15 protein-coding genes are annotated in these 16,037 nt (G+C 39.2%); 6 read left to right on the top strand and 9 right to left on the bottom strand.

The window, feature by feature from the left end; genetic code table 11:
- Nucleotides 1-155: 155 nt before the first annotated feature.
- Entirely contained in the window at nucleotides 156-479 is a 324-nt protein-coding gene (locus B2V92_RS25860; RefSeq protein ID WP_029281519.1) for a heavy metal-binding domain-containing protein, read from the top strand.
- An 87-nt stretch (nucleotides 480-566) separates the two neighbouring features.
- Here the strand turns inward: B2V92_RS25860 and pfkA are convergent, their stop codons facing one another.
- From pfkA to B2V92_RS25840, 4 genes are all read right to left on the bottom strand, one after another.
- Nucleotides 567-1,550, bottom strand: a complete 984-nt coding sequence (pfkA, locus tag B2V92_RS25855; RefSeq protein WP_293313602.1) for a 6-phosphofructokinase — start codon at nucleotides 1,548-1,550, stop codon at nucleotides 567-569.
- Nucleotides 1,543-3,240 (bottom strand): protein-disulfide reductase DsbD family protein, encoded by a 1,698-nt coding sequence (locus B2V92_RS25850; RefSeq protein WP_293313599.1) that lies wholly within the window; start codon nucleotides 3,238-3,240, stop codon nucleotides 1,543-1,545. The genes pfkA and B2V92_RS25850 overlap by 8 nt, the downstream gene beginning before the upstream one ends.
- 157 nt (nucleotides 3,241-3,397) lie before the next feature.
- Entirely contained in the window at nucleotides 3,398-3,847 is a 450-nt protein-coding gene (locus B2V92_RS25845; RefSeq protein WP_293313596.1) for a protein-disulfide reductase DsbD domain-containing protein, read from the bottom strand.
- Between the two features lie 7 nt (nucleotides 3,848-3,854).
- On the bottom strand, nucleotides 3,855-4,631 hold the full coding sequence (locus tag B2V92_RS25840; RefSeq protein ID WP_293313593.1) for a biotin--[acetyl-CoA-carboxylase] ligase: 777 nt from the start codon (nucleotides 4,629-4,631) through the stop codon (nucleotides 3,855-3,857).
- Nucleotides 4,632-4,675: 44 nt separating this feature from the next.
- Between B2V92_RS25840 and rsfS the strand changes: the two genes are divergently transcribed.
- The 4 genes from rsfS (at nucleotide 4,676) to B2V92_RS25820 (ending at nucleotide 9,183) form a co-directional block, all read left to right on the top strand.
- Nucleotides 4,676-5,050, top strand: a complete 375-nt coding sequence (gene rsfS, locus B2V92_RS25835) for a ribosome silencing factor (protein WP_293313590.1) — start codon at nucleotides 4,676-4,678, stop codon at nucleotides 5,048-5,050.
- A 27-nt stretch (nucleotides 5,051-5,077) separates the two neighbouring features.
- A complete protein-coding gene (gene ftsH / locus B2V92_RS25830; protein ID WP_293313587.1) occupies nucleotides 5,078-7,087 on the top strand; it encodes an ATP-dependent zinc metalloprotease FtsH in 2,010 nt (669 codons plus the stop codon).
- A 62-nt stretch (nucleotides 7,088-7,149) separates the two neighbouring features.
- Nucleotides 7,150-7,794, top strand: coding sequence for a LutC/YkgG family protein (locus B2V92_RS25825; protein ID WP_293313584.1), 645 nt, complete (start codon nucleotides 7,150-7,152; stop codon nucleotides 7,792-7,794).
- A gap of 309 nt (nucleotides 7,795-8,103) precedes the next feature.
- Nucleotides 8,104-9,183: a 3-oxoacyl-ACP synthase III family protein gene (locus tag B2V92_RS25820; RefSeq protein WP_293313581.1), complete on the top strand. Its 1,080-nt coding sequence runs from the start codon at nucleotides 8,104-8,106 to the stop codon at nucleotides 9,181-9,183.
- Here the strand turns inward: B2V92_RS25820 and B2V92_RS25815 are convergent.
- From B2V92_RS25815 to B2V92_RS25795, 5 genes are all read right to left on the bottom strand, one after another.
- Nucleotides 9,180-10,670 (bottom strand): tetratricopeptide repeat protein, encoded by a 1,491-nt coding sequence (locus tag B2V92_RS25815; protein WP_293313579.1) that lies wholly within the window; start codon nucleotides 10,668-10,670, stop codon nucleotides 9,180-9,182. The two genes, B2V92_RS25820 and B2V92_RS25815, sit on opposite strands and share 4 nt — an antisense overlap.
- A gap of 165 nt (nucleotides 10,671-10,835) precedes the next feature.
- Nucleotides 10,836-11,579, bottom strand: a complete 744-nt coding sequence (locus tag B2V92_RS25810) for a zinc ribbon domain-containing protein (protein ID WP_293313576.1) — start codon at nucleotides 11,577-11,579, stop codon at nucleotides 10,836-10,838.
- Complete coding sequence (locus tag B2V92_RS25805; protein ID WP_293313573.1) at nucleotides 11,579-12,676, bottom strand: Nif3-like dinuclear metal center hexameric protein; 1,098 nt, start codon at nucleotides 12,674-12,676, stop codon at nucleotides 11,579-11,581. The genes B2V92_RS25810 and B2V92_RS25805 overlap by 1 nt, the downstream gene beginning before the upstream one ends.
- Nucleotides 12,677-13,004: 328 nt before the next feature.
- The gene (locus B2V92_RS25800; protein WP_293313570.1) at nucleotides 13,005-13,370 is read right to left on the bottom strand and encodes a TM2 domain-containing protein; all 366 of its coding nucleotides are present in this window, start codon (nucleotides 13,368-13,370) and stop codon (nucleotides 13,005-13,007) included.
- 29 nt (nucleotides 13,371-13,399) lie between these two features.
- Nucleotides 13,400-13,702 (bottom strand): DUF2752 domain-containing protein, encoded by a 303-nt coding sequence (locus B2V92_RS25795; protein WP_293313567.1) that lies wholly within the window; start codon nucleotides 13,700-13,702, stop codon nucleotides 13,400-13,402.
- A gap of 230 nt (nucleotides 13,703-13,932) precedes the next feature.
- On the opposite strand from B2V92_RS25795, the gene B2V92_RS25790 reads away from it, so the two are divergent.
- Nucleotides 13,933-16,037 (top strand): DEAD/DEAH box helicase (locus B2V92_RS25790; RefSeq protein ID WP_293313564.1); only part of this gene is annotated, 2,105 nt, incomplete at its 3' end.

Here is a 16,037-nt window from a genome sequence, read left to right as displayed (position 1 = left end):
GCAGAAGTGCTGGCGATTTCATAAATTTATTTTCTAAACCATTTTTCCTGCTGCAAACTAAAAACACAAAACCACCGCAGAAAAGCCTGGACCGGCTTTTCTAAAAAAATGTAACATTTTTAAAAAAAATTATTCTAATTATAAAAAACTGAACTATGTTAGTAACCACAACGCCTACAGTTGAGGGCAGAAAAATTATAAAATATATCGGTCTGGTTACCGGAGAAACCATTATTGGCGCAAATATTTTTAAGGATTTATTTGCGGGTATAACAGATATAGTAGGGGGTAGATCGAGCTCTTACGAGCGTGTTCTGCGTGAGGGAAAAGATACCGCCGTTAACGAAATGCAACAATATGCGGCCGCTTTAGGGGCCAATGCAATTGTTGGTGTAGATTTAGATTACGAAACAGTTGGTAGCGGAGGCAGCATGCTGATGGTAAGCGCCAATGGTACGGCAGTAATTTTAGAAGATTAAGAAATTGCTTATTGCGAAAAACTAAGCAAAAACAAGAAAGTCTTTCCGGTGCGGGAAAGACTTTTCTTTTTATATCCTTTTTTCGGTTTAAAACGAAAGTATATCAATCAGTTTAAGCCATTTGGCACTCACCTTTTCGGCATTGATGTGTTTAATTGCATGATCGAAAGGGGTAAAAATAATTTCGCGGTTTACCTGTCCGGCCATTACACCACTTTCTCCGTTAATCAACCCTTCAACTGCCGCAACACCTAAACGGCTCGCCAACACACGGTCCATACAGGTGGGTTTTCCCCCACGCTGAATATGGCCCAATACAGAAACCTTGGTATCGTAGTGCGGGTATTTTTCCTGCAAAATTTCGCCAACTTTAAATGCACCTCCGGTATCATCGCCTTCGGCCACAATAATAATTTTCGAAGCTTTATCTTTTCGGCTATGCTCCAGTTTGTGCAGAATATCATCAGCATTCATATTTGCTTCAGGGATCATGATGGCTTCTGCACCAACACCGATTCCGCTTCTTAAGGCAATCAGACCCGAGTCGCGGCCCATTACCTCAACGATGAAAAGCCTGTCGTGCGATTCTGCAGTATCTCTTATCCTGTCTACCGCATCAATAACCGTATTAATGGCCGAATCGTAACCAATGGTAAAATCGGTACCGGCTAAATCGTTATCAATAGTGCCCGGTAAACCCACAATCGGGAAATTGAATTCTTTTGAAAAAACATTGGCACCTGTAAATGTTCCGTCGCCACCAATTACAATCAGCGCATCAATGCCTTTTGCCTTTAAGTTTTCGTAAGCTTTTTGCCTGCCTTCAACCGTGCGGAAAGCATCACTACGGGCTGTTTTTAAAATGGTACCGCCACGTTGGATAATATTGGCAACAGATTTACGGTCCATTGGGATAAAATCATTATTGATCAATCCTTCGTAACCGCGGATATACCCCGTTACTTCAATGTCATAATAAATGGAACCTCTTACTACGGCCCTAATTGCGGCATTCATGCCTGGCGAATCACCGCCAGAGGTTAAAATACCAATGTTTTTAATCTTATTCATTTGTCTTTTTTTGGAAAGCTGCCTTTCCACTGTCTAAAAATTTAATGTAGTTTTCAGGCTCATAATCAGCCCCTTGAGGCGGGACTAAAACATTACCTTCTGCATCTACAATTACATATTGAGGTTGAGAATTGCTGTTAAAAGTAGCCGCCTGAAAATCGCTCCATTTCTTACCTATTGTATTTATTTTTTTCTTGCTAAAAGTCGAAATATAATGTTCTTCAACAGGTAACTCGGTTTTATCATCTACTACAAGTTCGGCCATTACAAAATCATTCTTTAATCTTTTCGCTACTTCAGGATTAGACCAAACATTGTTTTCCATTTTACGGCAATTTACACAATTCCATCCAGTAAAATCAATTAAAACTGGTTTACCTAATTCCTTTGATGCCTGTTTAGCCTGTTCATAATCATAGTAAGGGTCAAATCCCTTTGGTGTTAGCCTATGAAAAAGTTCTGCATATTTTTTTTCTTTGATTGATGTTTTATCTGCAGAGCCGGCAGGTGCAGCGGTTAGATTATTTAAATCAAAATCCTGTGTAGCGGTAGGTGGTAAAAATGCACTTATCGATTTTAAAGGTGCTCCCCACATTCCAGGGATCAGGTAAACCACCCATGCAAATACAATAATGGCTAAAAACGTTCTTGGAACAGATAAATATGGTAAATCGCTATCATGTGAGAATTTTATCTTTCCTAAAAGATAAATGCCCATTAATGCAAAAATTGCAATCCATATTGCCAAGAAAACTTCTCTATCCAATAAATTTAAATGGTATGCCAAATCAACATTTGATAAAAATTTAAATGCAAAAGCAAGCTCTATAAATCCTAGAACAACTTTTACACTATTTAACCATCCTCCCGATTTTGGCAGGGATTTCAATAATGATGGAAATAACGCAAATAATGCAAATGGGATGGCCAGGGCAAATGAAAACCCGAACATGCCAACAGCAGGTCCTAATCTATCGCCCTTCGATGCTGCATCAACCAATAATGTTCCAATAAGCGGTCCGGTACAAGAAAAAGACACTAAAGCCAAACTGAACGCCATGAAGAAAATCCCCATTAAGCCCCCTTTATCAGATTTTGCATCAATTTTATTTACAAAAGCACTTGGCAGTGTAATTTCGAAAGCACCTAAAAATGATGCACCAAAAACGACAAGCATTAAAAAGAAAAATGCATTAAATATCCCATTGGTTGATAATGCATTTAATGCATCCGATCCAAACGCAATAGTAACCAGCATACCTAATGCAACGTAGATAATGATAATGGATATGCCGTAAATTATAGCTTGGCCTACTGCTTTGCTTTTACTCCCCGCTTTCTTTGTAAAGAAACTAACCGTTAGGGGCAACATTGGAAATATGCAGGGCATCAGGATTGCTGCAAAACCAAAAAGTAATCCTTTAAGAAATGTTTGCCAAAGCGTTAATTTTTCGGAACCTGTAGCCTTAGCAGCTGTCTCCACTTTAGCCGTATCTTTTTTAACGGTATCTTTTTCCGTTTTTACCTTACTATTTGCTATACTATCCTGTGCAGAACCAACTTCGGTAAAAACAATATCATCGGGTGGGGCAGTTGTTGTGGTATCCTGCCTTACATTGGCGTAACTTTTAACGGCCGGCAATGCGATAAACATGGTGGCCGTTAACAACAATAATAAAACCTTTTTCATTTGTGTGTTTTCTGTGTGTGTTTTGAACCTGTGAAATTAAGAATAATTTTATAAAGAGCTTTTTATAAGACTATTTAACACATAGATTTTACTTTAAACAGAAACAGTCCCAAGATTTTTAACTTTGGGACTGTTTCTATAAATATTTTGATGATGATTATTTAACCGGGACGCTAAACTCAACTTCTTCAGGAGGAAGACATTGTTTATCGTTACAAACCATAAACTCTACTTTTCCCTTAACCGCTGTTGCCCCTTTATTCAATTTTATTTTCTGTTGGAAAATTACTGCTTTCTCAAAATAACTTACGTTCATTTTAAAAGTGCTTTCGTATTTAACAATGGCTTTAGGCTCGATTGTTTTTCCTACCAGGCTAAAATCTTTTGATGGATCGAAAGTAAAAGTTGTTTTTACCGGTCCACCATCTTTTACATTTTGCGAATAAATGTGCCACCTATCTTCGATGGTTGCTTTTAAATATACAACCGCTTCATCTTTACTGATCTTTTTTGCAGAATAAGCCCAGGTAACCGGTTTCTCGATCTGAGCAAATGCACCGGCGATGGTAAAAAGCACCATTGACAGCACGAGTGTGATTTTTTTCATTATGTGTTTATTTTGTGTGTGTAAATTCAATTTCTTTAAAGTTGAAGTTTTTTAAACCTTCATTTGTTTCAACAGTTAACCTACCACCGTCTTCAACTCCTTTTATTATCCCTTCAAAAATTTCTCCATCTTTTTTATATAACGCAGGAACATCGAAGTTATAAAGTCTTGCAAGGTAATCATTTTGTAAAATACTATATTTCCCCGCTCTCAAAATTAAGTAGTATTTTTCCATAAATATGGATATTTTCTCCATAATATCCATTAAAGGAACATCTTTTTGTAAAATTTGGATAACAGAAGTAGCCCGTTGACTGATACTTTCTGAAAATTCTGATTGATTTACATTTAAACCAATGCCAATAACCGATGCTTTGATCGATGTACCTGTCAGTGTATTTTCGATCAGTATCCCTCCGAGTTTCTTGTTGTGGTAATACATATCATTGGGCCATTTTACCTTGATACCTTCTGGCACAAAACACATTAAAGCATCACTAACGGCTAAACTAACGGCTATATTGAGGTAAAACTGTTTGCTTAAGGGCAAGAAAGATGGTTTTAGATAAATGCTGGTGCTGATATTTTTTCCCGCCTGCGTTTGCCAAACGCTTTCCTGCTGGCCCCTGCCTGCAAACTGATTATCTGCCATAATTACAGTACCTTCGGCTAATGGCTCGGAATTTGACACCAAATCTTTCAAAAAGTTATTGGTAGAATCAACCTCTTTTAATTTGATTAAATTTTGACCAACAAATAGTGTCGAAAAAGTGTTATTTTGCAAGTGTTGAATTTATATTATTGTAATTCCAAAATTAAAGCATTTTAATGGTAAAAAAGAAAATAGTAGCCCTTTCTACATACCTTTCTGAGTTAGCTGTACATGGCATCCAAGAAAAAAAAGGAGAAGATATTGTGCGGTTAGATCTAAGAAACATCCATACATCAGTAGCTGATTACTTTATTATTGCGAGTGCCACCTCTGCTACGCAGGTGAAAGCTATTGCTGATAGTGTAGAAAAAGAAATATATAAGGCCACCCAGGCCGATCCAAGGCATAAAGAAGGTTTCGAAACAGCCGATTGGATCATACTCGATTATTTCGATGTGGTTGTGCACATTTTTAAAACTGAAAAGCGCCACTTTTATGGCATAGAAGAACTTTGGGGGGATGCAGAAAGCACAAATTATCAGAGCGCATAACCTTTAGAACCATTTTGACAAAGACAAATGAACGACAATCAAAATACCGAAAAACAGGGGAAAAGATTACCAAACATCCCTAAAAAACCACAAAAAGGATCAAAATTCAATATTTTCTGGGTTTATGCTGCCATCATCATTGCTATTATAGCAGCGCAGTTTTTATTTACCGGCGATAGCGGTAAAGAAGTTAAATACGATGTTTTCGAAAGCAAAATGCTGTTAACAGGCGATGTTGACAGGATTGTTGCCTACCAAACTGAAGATCTGGTAAAAGCTGAAGTTTATATTAAAAAAGACAGCTTAAATAAACCTCAGTATAAACAATATAAAAGCACCAGTTCGTTGAATATGTCTAGCGGACCTACTGTGTTTTTCACCTACGGCGGAAAATTTGCTGATTTGAGAACTGCCTTAGCTGATTCGCAAAAAGCATTACCAGCTGGCAGAAAACCAATCTCGTTCCAATCAGAAAACCGGAGCAACCCTTTGGCAAGCTGGTTTTTGAGCATTATCCTTCCCGTATTGCTTTTAATCGGTTTCTGGATCTTTATGATGCGCAGAATGGGCGGTGGAGCAGGTGGTGGTGGTCAGATTTTCAGCATTGGAAAATCAAAAGCTACTTTATTTGATAAAGAAAGCCAGGTGAACATTACTTTTAACGATGTTGCCGGTTTAGAAGAAGCCAAAACAGAGGTAATGGAAATTGTAGATTTCCTTAAAAACCCTAAAAAATATACCGATCTGGGTGGGAAAATCCCGAAAGGAGCTTTATTGGTAGGTTCGCCCGGTACAGGTAAAACCTTATTGGCAAAAGCTGTTGCCGGCGAGGCGCAGGTTCCTTTCTTTTCTTTATCAGGATCTGATTTTGTGGAGATGTTTGTTGGGGTAGGTGCTTCACGTGTACGCGACTTGTTTAAACAAGCAAAAGATAAATCACCATGTATCATCTTTATTGATGAGATTGATGCCATTGGCCGTGCCCGTGGTAAAAACGGTGTAATGGGCGGAAACGACGAGCGCGAAAACACTTTAAACCAACTCCTGGTTGAAATGGATGGTTTCGGAACCAACACACACGTAATTATTTTAGCTGCAACCAACCGTGCCGATGTTTTAGATAAAGCATTATTAAGAGCTGGTAGGTTCGACAGACAGATTTATGTTGATTTACCGGATGTTATCGAACGTAAGCAGATTTTCGAAGTACACATTACGCCGTTAAAAAAATCAGAAGAGTTAGATACCGAATTTTTAGCAAAACAAACACCAGGTTTCTCTGGAGCAGATATTGCCAACGTTTGTAACGAAGCGGCCTTAATTGCAGCACGTAAAAATAAATCGGCAGTTGATAAACAGGATTTCTTAGATGCGGTTGACCGTATTGTTGGTGGTTTAGAAAAGAAAAACAAAATCATCACTCCAAGCGAAAAACGCGCTATTGCCATTCACGAAGCTGGCCACGCTACTGTGAGCTGGTTACTGGAACATGCCGCACCTTTGGTTAAAGTTACCATTGTACCACGCGGACAAAGTTTAGGTGCAGCCTGGTATTTACCAGAAGAACGTTTAATCGTTCGTCCACACCAGATGCTGGATGAAATGTGTGCCACAATGGGTGGTAGAGCTGCTGAAAAAGTAATGTTCGATACCATTTCTACCGGTGCATTGAGCGATCTGGAAAAAGTAAACAAACAGGCCAGGGCAATGGTTACCATTTATGGTTTGAACGATAAATTAGGAAACATTACCTATTACGATTCATCGGGCCAGAACGAGTATAACTTCTCAAAACCATATTCAGAAGATACCGCTTTAACCATTGATAAAGAGATCTCGGCATTAATTGAAGGTCAATATCAAAGAGCTATCCAGTTGCTGGAAGAAAACAAAGATAAATTGATCAAACTGGCCGATATCCTGATCGAAAAAGAGGTTTTATTTAAAGACGATTTAGAAGAGATTTTCGGAAAACGTTTATTCGAAAATCAGGGCGAAAGCGGAACACCCGGACATATTACCCCGGTTGAAGCTTAAATAAACAATTTCTATTATTACATTTGCTACCCTAGTTAATCATTAGGGTAGCTTTTTTTTATATGAAGGATAATACGACAGCGAAAGAACAGATACTAAAAAAGATAAGGAAGGCATTGCTGGAGAAGCGCGAAAACCCTTATCCCAACTTAGAAGAGAGTGTATTGTATAAAAAAAATACAGATGAGTTAGAGGTATTATTTGCCGAACAGCTTACTGCCATATCGGGTAATTTCATTTTTTGTGAGGATGGCATCGATTTTTTTGAAAACATGCTCCAGCTTGCCGATAAATTTAAATGGCGTAAAATATACTGTTGGGAACCCGAACTACAGCAGTTTTTAAGCAAGTACGAATTCCCTTTTTATCAAACCGATAAAGATTTTGAGCAGGCCGAAGTAGGAATTACCCTTTGCGAGGCCTTAATTGCCCGTAACGGAAGCGTAATGGTAAGCAATAGCGGTGCTGCAGGCCGAAGGTTAAGTATTTTCCCGCATCACCACATCGTGATTGCAAAAACAAGCCAGTTGGTTTTGGATCTTAAGGATGGCTTTCAATTGTTAAAAAACAAATACGGTAGCCAGATTCCATCCATGATCAGCAACATTACCGGGCCCAGCAGAACCGCCGATATCGAAAAAACACTGGTTCTGGGCGCTCACGGACCTAAAGAACTTTTCGTGTTTTTGATCGACGATTTTAACTAAACCACAGTTTATTTGCGGCTTATGCTTGCATTAAAACAGCCCAATTAATAAAGCAATATGATACCTTATAGTTGTCTTTTTAATGCGCATTACCCGGTTTACAAACAACAATCAAAAAAAAGCATCGTTTAAATACAATTGATATGCTTCAAAAACGTATTTTGCTGAACAAAAACCTATCTGTAAAACATAAATATTTAAAAGCCAACATTGAAAATAAGCATTACTAAAGTCAAATATATTTCCGATTACCGAATATAATTGATAGTTTTATACTACATACCGATTTAGTATGCGGTATTATAATTTATGAGCAAAGCAATAAACACGGTAATTACCGGTACCGGAAGTTATATCCCACAGAATATTATTTCTGGTAACGAATTCTTGAATTCGACGTTTTTCGAGAATGGAAACCGACTTGAAAAAGAGAACTCGGAGATTATCCATAAATTCTCTGAAATTACCGAAATTGTAGAAAGGCGCTATGCCTGTCCGGAGCAGTTGAGTAATCACCTTGGCGCAAAGGCGGCAGAAAAAGCCATCGAAAACGCCGGTATCGATAAGGAAACATTAGATTATATTATCTTTTGCCATAATTTCGGCGATATTCCTTTAAATAGCAACCGTAGTGATATTTTACCCGCTTTAGCATCAAAAGTAAAGCAACAATTGGGCATCCATAATCCTGATTGCGTGGCTTATGATCTTATTTTCGGTTGTCCGGGTTGGGTACAGGGCGCCATACAGGCCGATTATTACATCAAAAGCGGCGATGCCAAACGGGTAATGGTAATTGGTGCTGAAACACTAAGCCGCATTATCGATCCGCACGACCGTGATAGCATGATTTTTTCTGATGGTGCAGGTGCAGTTATTTTCGAAGCTGCAGAAGAAGGAACAGAAAAAAAGGGGATACTGGCCCATAAAACAGAAACGCATTCAGTTAACCATGGTAATCTGCTTACTATGGGCAAAGGCTCACACCCAGATGAAACCAGTGGAAATTTCTACATGAAAATGAACGGTCGTAAACTATATGAGTTTGCGGTTGTACAGGTGCCACAGGTTATAAAAAAAGCAATAGATAAAGCAGGTTTAAGCGTAGAGGATATTAATATTGTATTTGTGCACCAGGCCAATGGCAAAATGGATACAGCCATTATGAAACGCCTGTTTAAGCTTTACGGTAAAGATGTCGTACCCGAAAACCTGGTACCGATGACGATTTCGTGGCTGGGCAATAGCTCTGTAGCTACTGTACCAACCCTATTGGATCTCGTTTTAAAAGAGCAGGTAAAAGGTTATAAAGTTAAAGCAGGGGATGTAGCCGTTTTTGCCTCGGTAGGCGCGGGTATGCACATCAATGCTTTTGTACACCGCTTTTAGTTATTGGCCAAACGCCTTAATCCGGCTTTGGCCTGGCTTTCGATACTGCTTTCAAACTCATGGTTTTTCATGGCAATGGCGGTATTGAAAGCTTCTTTGGCCTTTGCTTCATTTTTCTTCCTCTCGTATAGTTTACCCATTTGCAGGGCTGCATTAGCAGCAAAGTAGTATTTCAGATTTCGTCCCCCATTAATGGTTTCCTGGTAGGCGGCTAAAGCCTGGTCATCCTTTCCTAAATCATCGTAAACCCTGCCTAAACGGTAAGTAAATTCGGTTTTATCTTTATCATTGCTATAATCGCCAGCTTTTTTATCACCCAATAACTGCAAAGCCCTGGTTAAATACCCTCCATCAAATAAAAGTCTGGCTTTTAGCAGGTCGAGCGTTGGTGTTCCGGCAGCAGCTTCACTCTTTGCCTGCTTATCTTTTTCCATATAGGTGTAGCCATTTTTTATTGCCTTAGCTGCAAATGCCGCATACCCATCTTTATCTCCTTTCAGCAGCGATATCCAGCCCAAATGGAGATAAGCATCCTTCACAAAATTTACGCCCTTGGTGGCCTGTAAAAAGCGGTTAAAATAAGTGCCGGCATTAAGATCGAGTTTATTTAAATGTGCAATGCCTTCCAGATAATCCAGATAGGGAAAAGGCTGGTAAACGCCTCCTTCGGGCCGCTTTGCCAAAATCGCAATGGCCTCGTCGCTGTGCGAGTTTTTAATGCACACATAACTTTGCAGGTAACTTTTCAGTAAACTGGTATCAGCAATCCTTTCGGTATATTTCATCGTTTTGGCGTAAGCCGTTGGGCTATGGGCAACATCGGTTAATACGTAGGCATAATAAAATACCACTTCTTCATAAAAAGGCTCATAAGTCGATTTTGGTAGATTATCGGCCAGTTTTTCGAACATATTTAACCCATTCTGAAGATTCCCTTTAATTCCGAAAGTAGAAAGGGCTGTTTTTAGTGCTCCGTCGGGTAAATTGCCCAAAACTGCATTAATAAGTCCTAAACCTTTTAGATTAAGGTGGAAATTCGGGAATTTTTTATTGTTCTCCTGTAAAAGGCTATTCGCTCTTTTAACTTCCATAGCCGCATTAAAATATTCGCCAAAACGTCCTCGGATAAGCGCCCATTGCAGGTTGATTTCAGCCTGCGCATACAAATAATAAGGTGAGCCTTTATCGTCATCGCTGATCTGATCCAAACGGGATGATTTATTTACTTTTAACCTATCGAAATCGGCTTTGCTTTCTGAAGTGAGCACCGTAAAATAATCTACATAATTTTCGAGCAGCGGAATAATGGAATTGTTGGGATGCTGCTTTTTTTCGGTAGAAATATATGCCCTTGCATTGCCAAGTTTGAGTTCGAAAATACTTTTGTAGGCATTTAGGCAATTGCTATTGAAATCGAAATTTGCAAATGAAAAAAGTGGAAATGTGAGCAGGAGCGGGGTTACAAAAAAACGGAAGCTTTTATTCATTCGGGATGCTAATTTCGGTTTGGTTCTACAACTTTTGTATGGCGTCAAATATCTACATTAAACGCTAAAAATGCGTTCATGTTTTTGTACAAGCAAAAAATAGGCCTAAACAAAAAAACGTCCCGATCATCTGATCGGGACGTTCAATACATTTAATATTGTAGATTAAGCTTCTGCCACTTCGTGTGTTAAAGCCTCATCAACCAAAATACGTCCGCAGTGCTCGCAAACGATGATTTTTTTACGCTGACGGATATCTAACTGACGTTGAGGTGGGATCTGGTTGAAACAACCTGAACAAGAGTCACGATCGATAGTTACTACAGCTAAACCATTTACAGCATTTTTGCGTAAACGTTTGTAAGCCACCAATAAACGCTCTTCGATCTGAGGCTCAGCCTTATCCGCTTTTTTCTGTAAATCTTCCTCTTCTTTTTCAGTTTCGGCAGTAATTACATCCAATTCGGCTTTTTTAGTATCCAAATCTTTCTTTCTTCCGTCTAACTCAGCTTTAGCAGCTTCGTAGATTTCTGTTTTAGAGTTGATCTCGAAACCGTGTTCCTTGATTTTCTTTTCAGAAACCTGGATATCTAAACCTTGAATCTCGATTTCTTTAGTCAAAGCATCGTATTCGCGGTTATTTTTAACTTCTTTTAATTGAGAATCGTATCTTTTGATGGCAGCTTGCGCATCTTTAATTGTATTTTTACGGGTTACGATCGAATCCTCAAGATCATCAAGTTCGCCTTTGATTTTTGAAATTCTGGTTTCTAATCCTAAAACATCATCCTCAAGATCGGCAACTTCCATTGGTAATTCACCACGCACCTGGCGGATCTTATCAATTTTGGTGTGGATATTTTGTAATTCGTATAAAGCCTTTAGCTTCTGTTCTACGGTTTGTTCCATTAAAACAAGTAATTTATGGGGTTTGTATTTTGCTCCGTTAAACGGATTGCAAAGTTAGTAAATTTTTTCTGAATAATTTCAAGCAATAAATTTGAGGTAAATTGTTCAGTTTCAAAGTGTCCGATGTCGGCAATGATCAGTTTTTCCTCTGCATCAAAAAACTCGTGATATTTAAAATCTGCGGTGATAAAAGCGTCTGCTCCGGCAGCAATGGCTTCTTTTAAAAGGAAGCTCCCCGAGCCGCCACAAACTGCCACTTTTTTGATTCTTTTGCCGGTTACATCGGTATACCTAACTACTTTGGCCTGCATCCTGTCTTTCACCAGATGTAAAAAATCGTATGCATCCATATCATATTCGAGCCAGCCCACCATACCCGAACCTACGAGTTGGTGTTTGTTTTCAAGTTTATAAATATCGTAAGCTACTTCTTCATAAGGATGGTTTTCGAACAGCGCAACCAAAATTTTCCGCTCAGCCTGTGTAGGGTAAACCATTTCGATACGCACCTCCGATTCGCGGTGGCGTATGCCTTTCTCGCCCACAAAAGGATCCGAATTTTCATTTCCTTTAAACGTACCAAAGCCTTCGGCATTAAAACTGCACTCGCTATAATTACCGATGTTACCCGCGCCTGCATAAAACAGTGCCGATCGCAATTGCTCGGCCTGTGCCTGCGGACAATAGGTAACCAGTTTTTTTAACAGTCCGGCTTTTGGCGAAAGTACCTTGGTGCCGGTTAAGCCCAACCGTTCGCAGATCCTGGCATTTACACCGGTATGGATGCTATCTAAATTGGTATGGATGGCGTAAAGCGCAATATTATTTTTAATTGCTTTAAGCACCACGCGCTCCACATAGTTTTTACCGTTGAGCTTCTTTAAACCTTTAAAAACAATAGGATGATGGGTAATGATCAGGTTGCAGCCTGTAGAAATGGCCTCATCTACAATCTTCTCTACACAATCCAAAGCCACCAAAGCACTGTGGATTTCCATATTCGGATCGCCTACAATTAAACCCGAGTTATCATAATCTTCCTGATAATTAAGCGGCGCAATGCTTTCTAAGTAATTGGTAATTTCAGCTAATTTCATTTGATAAATATAGATAAACGCTGCAGGTTAAAAAAACTTGCTCAGCTAAATCGTAAAACTTCAACTTAGATGTGCTCAGGTGACTTAGCTGGTCAATATTTTTTTGGAAAGCAGGGTTCGGTTTTTATGGCGGCTTCATCCTCGGTTTTTTCTAACACGTCGTCATGCTGAACTCGTTTCAGCATCTTTCCCGCTAGATAGACCCTGAAATAAATTCAGGGTGACGACCTTGAGTTAAAATTTATTTAACCTGGGTTTTTCGTTTATAAAAAACAAAACCTCGCAGGCTTTAAAACCTGCAAGGTTTGAATATCAAATTTATATTATTCTAGAATTTTCCAGGCTGTTGTTGAAATCCACCACCCATTCTTACCATCTGTAAACTTTCGAAAACCATTTTCTGGTTATGCTCAAAAGCAAGGGTTTTATGGTTTACCACATCAATGATCGATCCGATGAAACACAAACCTGCGGTTACAAGGTATAAAATACCCATGCCGATCTGGCCGATGATGAACCTTTGTAAACCGGGTACAGCGAATAATCCGATCAAACAGAAAATCAACATATCTGATGGGTTTTTCCTTTTGCTGCTATAAACCATCAGGAAATTGCGCAACTGCTCTTCGGTTAAACCTGTTGTTGCCTGTTGTAAGTATGAGTATTCCTCTGGTGTTATACCTGGTAACGACATAAGAGGTGATTGAAAGATATCCATGGTTGTTATGTATTTGTTGGTGAAATTTTAAATGTTATTTTATTTTTTATCAATGTGTAAATTCTATAAACTATAATCAAAAGTGCCGGAAACCCAAACCAATGTTCGGAAAAGCTTTCGGTAAACTCGCCATGTAAAATATGGCTGATCGACCTGCCTATACCACATCCCGGACACCAATCCTTAAAGCCCAAATTGGCCAGTGGACAAAGTGTAAAGTGATGCTCGTGACCATTTGTTATTGCCAGTAATACCAAAGCCGTTACCCAGAAAAAAAGTTCTAGTGGAAAGCTTTTAATGTATTTCATCGTTTCACTTTTTATACAATTTAGAGGCTATAGAACTACCTTTGTTACACCGATTTGCCCTTAATCGACGAAAGGGGGATATATTTCGACAAAACGGAAGATAGTATCTAAGAATAAGTTTTTAATTTTTCCCCGATCCCTTCTACCATACCGCAATCTGCCAAAAATAGTTAAAAAAACCTTTACATAAATTGGGGGTTAATATTAAAAGATAAGCTTATTTTTGTGCCTTGAACATTAGAGATTTAATAAACAGATACAAAACCGACGATAGGGTAAGCCAATTTACCAAAGCGTTGAACGCTACCAGAAACCCAAAGATACAATTAAAGGGACTGGTGGGCTCGGCCGATGCTATTGTTGCACTTTCATCATACTTCTTATTACATAAACCCATCCTGTTTGTTTTACCCGATAGGGAAGAGGCAGCCTATTTCCAGTCCGATCTGGAAAGTGTGCTCGATAAGCAGATTTTGTTATTTCCTTCCTCATACCGCAAATCGTTTGATTTTACACAGGTAGATACGGCCAATGTGCTCGCCCGTGCCGAGGTATTGAACGAGCTAAACCACGATTCGGAGTATGGTAAAATTGTGGTTTCTTATCCTGAAGCCATCGCTGAAAAGGTAATCGACCGCTCTGCACTGGAAAAAAACACGCTCGAAATCAGCCTGGGTGCAAAACTGGGTATCGATTTTATCAATGAGTTTTTGATTGATTATGATTTCGATCGCAGGGATTTTGTTTACGAACCTGGTCAGTTTTCTATCCGTGGAGGTATTGTAGATATATTTTCCTTTTCATCCGACCTGCCTTACCGCATCGAATTTTTTGGCGATGAAGTAGAGAGCATCAGAAGTTTTGAGATCGAAAGCCAGCTTTCGGTTGCCGATGTTAAATCGTTAACCATTGTACCGAACGTACAGGCCAAGTTTTTAACTGAAAGTAACATCAGCATCCTCGATTATATCGATCAGGATACCCAGCTCTGGTTTAAAGATGTAGAATTTACTTTAGACATTGTTAAAGCAGGTTATAAAAAAGCCGTTGAGCTCTGGAAAGCCCTGCCTGCTGCAGATAAAACACAGAACCCGGAGTGGATAGACCCTAAATTTGCTTTCAGCGACGAAAAATTATTGGGTGATCACCTTCAGGATTTTCCTTTAGTAGAATTCGGCAAGCAGTTTTTTTATAAAACAGATAACCGTTTCGAATTCGAAACCAAGCCACAGCCATCGTTCAACAAAGACTTCAACCTTTTAATCCATAACTTAAAAGAGAACGAAAAAGAGGGCATTGTTAATTTTATTTTTACCGATTCGCCAAAACAGATTGAGCGTTTATATGCCATTTTGGAGGATATCGATAAAACTGCCAAGTTTACCCCCATAAACAGCATGTTGCGCGAGGGCTTTGTTGATCCGCAGATCCAAACGGCTTTTTATACCGACCACCAGATTTTTGACCGCTATTATAAATACAAGCTTAAAAAAGGTTATCAGAAAAGTCAGGCCATTACCTTAAAAGATTTAAGGGAACTGAAATCTGGCGATTATGTTACGCACATCGATCACGGTATCGGTAAATATGCCGGTCTCGAAAAGGTTGAGGTAAACGGCAAAACCCAGGAGATGATCCGTTTAATTTATGCAGATAACGATCTGCTTTATGTAAACATCAACTCGCTAAACCGCATTGCAAAATACAGCGGTAAGGAAAGTGGTGTACCCAAGATGAATAAACTGGGTACCGATGCCTGGGACAAGCTAAAAAAAACTACTAAAAAAAAAGTTAAAGATATCGCCCGGGATCTGATCAAACTTTATGCTTTGCGTAAAACCCAGGCCGGAACTGCATTTTCTCCTGATAGTTATTTACAGACCGAATTGGAAGCTTCTTTCATCTACGAAGATACCCCCGATCAGTTAAAAGCTACGCAGGATGTTAAAAAGGATATGGAATCGCCACATCCAATGGACCGTTTGGTATGCGGTGATGTAGGTTTTGGGAAAACAGAAATCGCCGTGCGTGCGGCATTTAAAGCCGTTGCAGAAGGCAAACAGGCGGCTGTTTTGGTTCCGACTACGATTTTAGCCTTACAGCATTTTAAAACCTTCTCGTCGCGTTTAAAAGATTTTCCGGTTACGGTAGATTATATCAACCGTTTTAAAACTAATAAACAGATAAAAGATACACTTGCAGAGGCTGCAGCGGGTAAAGTAGACATCCTGATCGGTACACACCGTTTATTGAGCAAGGACGTGAAGTTTAAGGATCTCGGCATCATGATTATTGATGAAGAGCAGAAGTTTGGCGTTACCGCTAAAGAGCGGTT

It is taken from the genome of Pedobacter sp. UBA5917 (assembly GCF_002432345.1).
Lineage (GTDB): Bacteria > Bacteroidota > Bacteroidia > Sphingobacteriales > Sphingobacteriaceae > Pedobacter.
This window is presented reverse-complemented; position numbering and strand designations above follow the sequence as displayed.